The organism is Intrasporangium sp., from assembly GCF_032907665.1.
In the GTDB taxonomy this organism is placed as follows: Bacteria; Actinomycetota; Actinomycetes; order Actinomycetales; family Dermatophilaceae; genus Intrasporangium.
The window spans coordinates 1-6,165 of the sequence record NZ_JAJJPG010000087.1; the positions used below are offsets into that span (position 1 = coordinate 1).

Here is a 6,165-nt window from a genome sequence, read left to right on the forward strand (position 1 = left end):
CCCGGGCTCCGGACCTCCGCGCCACGGCGTGGGCGTCATGAGAGTGTGGCCCCGTGATCTCCACGCGCGCGAGCGGCGTCCAGCTGCACATCACGTCACTGCCGGACGGGCGGTTGGGGCCTTCAGCGCGTGCCTTCGTGGACTGGCTCGCGGCGGCCGGCCAGTCCGTGTGGCAGGTCCTGCCCGTGGCGGTGCCCGACGCCCACGGCTCTCCGTACAGTTCCCCCTCGGCCTTCGCCGCCTCGCCGGCACTCCTCGAGAACCCGGAGGCGCCCGTGACCTCGGCGGAGCTGGTGGAGTTCTCGGAGCGGGAGGCCTACTGGGTCGACTCGTGGACGGCAGTCGGCGGCGACCTGGCTGACCAGGTCCGTTTCGCCCGCGAATGGGCCGACCTGCGGGCGTATGCCGCTGACCGTGGGGTCCGCATCATGGGCGACGTCCCGATCTACGTGGCCCCTGACGGGGCCGACGTGCGGGCCTGGCCCCACCTCTTCCGCACCGACGCGGTCGGGGGGGTGCCTCCGGACGCCTACGCCGCGACTGGCCAGCTCTGGGGGAACCCCCTCTACCGCTGGGACGTCATGGCGGCGGACGGATACCGCTGGTGGATCGAGCGCCTTCGGCGGACGTTCGAGCTGTTCGACTACGTGCGACTCGACCACTTCCGCGGGTTCGCCGGCTACTGGGCGATTCCCGCGGACGCCGACACCGCGATGAGCGGTCGCTGGGAGCCAGGCCCGGGGCGCCTGCTCTTCGACGCCGTCCGGGCGGCGCTCGGCGAGGTGCCCATGCTCGCGGAGGACCTCGGTGACATCGACGCGCCCGTCGTCGCGCTGCGCCGGGAGCTCGGGCTGCCGGGGATGGCGGTGCTCCAGTTCGGGTTCACGCCGTGGGATCCGGCCAACATCCACCACCCGAGCCACCTGCGGTCCGACCAGGTCGTCTACACCGGCACCCACGACAACGACACCGTCCTCGGGTGGTGGGACCAGCTACCGGAGGACGCGCGGGACATGGTGCGGTGGGCCTGCAAGGACGCCGACGTCGACGTGGACGTCGACCGGGAGCCGTCATGGGCCCTCATCGGTCTCGCGCAGGCGATGCCGTGCCCCCTCGCGATGACGCAGGCGCAGGACGTCCTCGCCCTCGGCTCCGAGGCCCGCATGAACACCCCCGGCGTCGAGGGCGGCTGGGGCTGGCGGATGGAGCCCGGGGCCCTCACCGCGGCTCACGCGAAGCGGTTGCGCTCCCTCACCGAGGCCACCGGACGCCTCGACACCGGCAGCTGAGGGACAGGGGCCTCAGGAAGCTCCGCCCTCCGGCGGCGGCTCGGCGCTCTGGTGGCGGCCGTCGTCGCTCGCGGCCCCCAGTCCCTCGGCGACTGCTGCGTCGATGGTGAGCTCCCGCCCCGCGGCGTAGGCACGGTCCCACTCGACCGGTTCGACATGGGCTCGAGCCGGCGCGACACAGCGGTCGAGGAGGGCGGCGTCGGGCACCGGCCGGGGGAGGCCGGCCGACTCGCGGTGCCGGTCGGCGGCCCCGAGCAGGGCGGCGGCGCGCCGGCCGTCGCCGAGGGCCGCCCGAATCGCCGCGAAGCTCTCGACGACGCTGATGGACAGGTCGATGTCACCGAGCCCCACCGTGGTGGGCGCGAACTCCACCAGCTTCTCCAAGGCCGGCCCGGGGCCTTCGGCATGGAGCAGCGCGTTCACGAGGTTGGTCCGGTCGATGGCCGCGCCCCACGGGTCCTGGCGCGCCTCGTCCGCCGCCGCCGCCCGAAGCGCCGCGGTCACGGCGGCGGAGTACTCGCCGCGGTCCAGGTGGATGTGGACCAGGTTGCTCAGCGCGGTGGCCTCGCGCTGCGTGTCCCCGGCTCGTCTCGCGAGCTCGATGCTGCGCTCGATGAGTGCATGGGCTGCGTCGACATCGCCCTGCTCGCGGCGGGCAATCCCGAGGCTGTTGGACTCGCGCGCCTCGCGGGCCACGTCCCCGAGGCGCTGGGCCATGCCCAGCGCCCGCTCGAGCGTCCGGGCGCCCGTGGCGACGTCGTTCTGCTGCAGGGCGAAGACCCCGTGACCGTGCAGGGCGTCCACGACGTGGGGTGAGTCCTCGAGGCCACGCCGGCCCAGCACGGCCATCGCACGATCGGACCATCCGCGACCCTCCTGCACGTAGCCGAAGCGGTACCAGTAGCGGTCCATCGGCTGGAGCAGCTCGAGCCCGCGCTCGAAACGGTCGCCTGTCGCGTCGGGGGACAGGGTCCAGTCGAGCGCTGCGCGGACGTCCTCGATGACCGCCTGGATCCGGTCGAGCGCGGCCATCTGGCGCGGGCCGTTGAGCAGGCTGCTGCTGTCGTGGGCCACCCGGATGCACCATTCGGCGTGGCGGAGCCTGGCCGCTTCCGACTCCCCGTGGCGCTCGAGCAGCTCTCCGGCGAACCACCGGATCGTCTCGAGGAGATGGACCAACGGCTCGCCGTCGGGCCCCTCACGGGCCTCGAGCAGGCTGGCGTCGACGAGCCGCGAGACCACCTCGAGCGGGTCGCGATCCTGAGCTACGACCGCATGCACGGCGTCCATGCCCACGGGGCCGGCAAAGACGCTGAGCTGCCGGAAGACCCGGCGTTCCTCGTCGGTGAGCATGTCGTAGCTCCACGAGATCGTCGCCGCGAGGGTGCGTTGGCGCTCCGGCCGGTCCGCCGCGGGCGTCGCCTCGCCGAACCAGCTGTCGAGGTGCGCGAGGAGGGCGCGTGGCCCCAGCAGTCGACTTCGTGCGGCGGCCAGCTCGATGGCGAGGGGCAGGCCGTCGAGCCTGCGACAGAGCTCTGCGATGGCGCCGACATTGTCCTCCGACAGGGCGAAGCCCGGCCGGACCATCCGGGCCCGCTCGACGAAGAGCTTCACCGCGGGACTCTGCTCGGCCTCATCGGGGGCCAGCGTCCCCTGCCCGTCGCGGGGTCGCCGGGGAGGCAGGGGGAGCGCCGACAGGGGGTACTGCCACTCCTCGGCGAGGTGCAGGGGACGTCGAGAGGTCGCGAGGACGGCGACCCGGGGAGCGGCGCCGAGCAGGCCGGCGACGACGTGGTGGGCGTCCGTGATCTGCTCGAGGTTGTCGAGCACGATCAGCGCGGACCGTTCGCGCAGGAACGCCAGGGCGCGGTGTTCGGGGGTCTGCTCGGCGGGGCCGACCGCGGAGTCGACGGAGCCGACGGAGCCGACGGAGCCGACGGCCTCGCCGATCGCCGCCCACATCAGCTCAGCCCGGTCGGACGTCTGGAGCGGGACGAAGTAGACGTCGCGCGGGCTGCGGGTGTGCAGCTCCGTCGCGACAGCCACGGACAGACGGGTCTTGCCTGTCCCTCCCGGCCCGGTCACGGTGACCAGCCGTGCGCCGTCGGTCTCGAAGGCCGCCACGACGGCTCGCAGGTCGGCATCCCGTCCGACGAGCTCCGTCGGGTATCCGGGCAGGTTCGCGACCACACCGAGGGAGCGCAGTGGTGGGTGCTCCGCAGGCATCCCGGGGCCAACGACCTCGTAGAGGTGCTCCGGCTGCGGTAGGTCCTTGAGCCGGTGCCACCCGAGGTCCCGGACCGTCTCGTCCCGCAGCGCACCGGACACGAGCGTGTGCGTGGCCTGGGACATGACGACCTGGCCGCCGTGGGCCGTGGCCATGATCCGGGCCGCACGGTGCACGTCCAGGCCGATGTAGTCGTCCTCGTGAAGCTCGGGCTGTCCCGTGTGCAGGCCGATGCGGACCCGCAGCGGCCGCCCGTCCGGCCACTCGTGCGCACCCAGTGCGCGCTGGGCGGCCACGGCCGCCGCGACCGCCTGCGGTGCGGAGGTGAAGACGACGAAGAAGCTGTCACCCTCGGTCCCCACCTCCCGCCCCCCGTGCCGGACGAAGGCGTCCCGCAGGATGGCGCGGTGCTCCGAGAGCGCCTCGCCCCAGCGCGGTCCCAACCTGGTCAGCAGTGTCGTCGAGCCCTCGATGTCGCTGAAGAGCAGGGTGAGTGTGCCCACGGGGAGCGGACCCATGCCCGACATTCTCGTGCACGACCGCCCCTCCCGTCAGGCGGCCACGAATCGCCGCTCCGGGGGATCCCGGTCCCCTTGCTCGCGGTGGGCGTAGCGTGGCGTCTCGTGGCCATCCTCCCCGCGGTGACGATCGACGACGTCCGTGCAGCCCAGGCACTCCTCGAGGGCATCACGCGGCCGACGCCGCTCGAGTACAGCCGCGGCCTCAGCGAGCTCGTCGGAAGCCCGGTCCGGCTCAAGTGCGAGAACCTCCAGCGCGCCGGGTCCTTCAAGATCAGGGGCGCCTACACGCGGATGGCCCGCCTCACCGACGACGAGAAGGCGGCGGGGGTCGTGGCGGCGTCCGCCGGCAACCATGCCCAGGGTGTCGCCCTCGCCGCATCGATGCTCGGCATCCGTGCGAAGGTCTTCATGCCCCTCGGTGCGCCGATGCCGAAGCTGCTGGCGACGCAGGGCTACGGCGCCGACGTGGAGCAGCTCGGCACGACGATCGACGAGTGTCTCGTTGCGGCGCAGCGGTTCGCCGACGAGACGGGGGCAGTGCTCATCCATCCCTTCGACCACCCGGACATCGTCGCCGGGCAGGGGACCTGCGGCCTCGAGATCCTCGAGCAGTGCCCCGACGTGAGAACCGTCGTGGTCAGCGTGGGCGGCGGCGGTCTGCTGGCCGGCATCAGCACCGTGTTGCGAGCCCTCAAGCCGGACGTGCGCATCATCGGCGTGCAGGCAGCGGGGGCCGCCGCCTACCCGCAGTCCCTGGCCGCCGGCCACCCGGTCCCGTTGGAGAGCATGGCGACCATGGCGGACGGGATCGCGGTGGGTCGTCCCGGTGACGTGCCCTTCGCCGTGATCCAGGACCTGGTCGACTCCGTCGAGACGGTGTCCGAGGACTCGCTCGCGCGTGCGCTGCTCTTCCTGCTCGAGCGCGCCAAGCTCGTCGTCGAGCCGGCCGGTGCCGCCGCCGCGGCCTGGCTGCTCGACGGCCAGCAGGACCACCCGCTGGAGGGACCGGTCGTGGCGGTGCTGTCGGGCGGGAACATCGACCCGCTGCTCCTGCTCCGGATCATCCGTCACGGGATGGCCGCGGGAGGTCGTTACCTCGAGCTGCGGTTCCGGGTCCCCGACCGCCCGGGATCGCTGGCGGCCGTGCTCGCTGACTGCGCGGCGCTCGATGCCAACGTCGTCGACGTCGCCCACTCGCGCACGGTCAAGGCGCTGAGCGTCCAGGAGGTCGAGATCGGCGTGACCCTGGAGACCAGGGGCAGGGAGCACGCCGACGCGGTGACCGCTGCGCTGCGCGAGAAGGGCTACCGCCTCAGCGTGGACTGAGGCTTCGGCCGGCGGGAGGGACGGGACGTCGCGACCCAGCCCAGCGGCATACGGGATGGTCGTATGCCGCTGGGCTCGCTTCGTGGCCAGGTGGCCGATGTTTCAGCGCGGTCAGCCACGCACGATGAGTGGTGCCAGGGCCGACGCCGGCGCCACGCCAACTCCGAAAGGGAATCTTCATGGGAACAGTCAGCAACTCCACCTTCGTCAGCCTCGACGGCGTGGTCAACCACATGGACAGGTGGCACTTCGACTACGTGGACGACGAGTCCGACGCGCTGGCGCTGGAACACGTCAGGGCCGCGACCGCCATGCTGATGGGTCGCAATACCTACGAGGTCTACGCCGGTGTGTGGCCCGGTCGCGATGGAGAGTACGCCGACGCCATCAACGCCATTCCCAAGTACGTCGCGTCGACCACTCTCACCGAGCCGACCTGGCAGAACACCACCGTCATCACGGGCGAGCTCGTCGACGCGGTCCGCGCGCTCCGCGATCGCGACGATGCGTCGATCCTCATGCACGGGTACGGGTCGGTCGCCAAGACACTCCTCGAGGCCGACCTGCTCGACGCGCTGCACCTGTGGGTGCACCCCCACCTCGCCGGCGTCGGCGGGCCGGCAGACCTGCTGATTCGGCAGGGCCTGAACAAGAAGCTCCACCTGTCCGGGGTCCGCACCCTCGGCTCCGGCGTCGTCGTCCTGTCCCTCACCAACCCGGACGCCTGACCACGTCGACGCCCGAGCGTGGCCACACCGCCTCAGCACGGCCCGGCCCGACGACGCATGCATCCGTTCGCCAC

General features: G+C 72.4%; 4 protein-coding genes. 3 read left to right on the forward strand and 1 reads right to left on the reverse strand.

All coding sequences use genetic code 11. From position 1 onward, the window contains the following. The first annotated feature begins 53 nt into the window (after window positions 1-53). Window positions 54-1,289: a 4-alpha-glucanotransferase gene (locus tag LOY02_RS13030; RefSeq protein ID WP_317182790.1), complete on the forward strand. Its 1,236-nt coding sequence runs from the start codon at window positions 54-56 to the stop codon at window positions 1,287-1,289. Window positions 1,290-1,301: 12 nt separating this feature from the next. Here the strand turns inward: LOY02_RS13030 and LOY02_RS13035 are convergent, their stop codons facing one another. Then, window positions 1,302-4,034: an adenylate/guanylate cyclase domain-containing protein gene (locus tag LOY02_RS13035; protein WP_317182791.1), complete on the reverse strand. Its 2,733-nt coding sequence runs from the start codon at window positions 4,032-4,034 to the stop codon at window positions 1,302-1,304. Window positions 4,035-4,139: 105 nt separating this feature from the next. On the opposite strand from LOY02_RS13035, the gene ilvA reads away from it, so the two are divergent. Both ilvA and LOY02_RS13045 read left to right on the forward strand, forming a co-directional pair. Beyond that, complete coding sequence (gene ilvA / locus LOY02_RS13040) at window positions 4,140-5,363, forward strand: threonine ammonia-lyase (RefSeq protein ID WP_317182792.1); 1,224 nt, start codon at window positions 4,140-4,142, stop codon at window positions 5,361-5,363. 179 nt (window positions 5,364-5,542) lie between these two features. Then, complete coding sequence (locus tag LOY02_RS13045; RefSeq protein ID WP_317182793.1) at window positions 5,543-6,091, forward strand: dihydrofolate reductase family protein; 549 nt, start codon at window positions 5,543-5,545, stop codon at window positions 6,089-6,091. The last annotated feature ends 74 nt before the right edge of the window (window positions 6,092-6,165 follow it).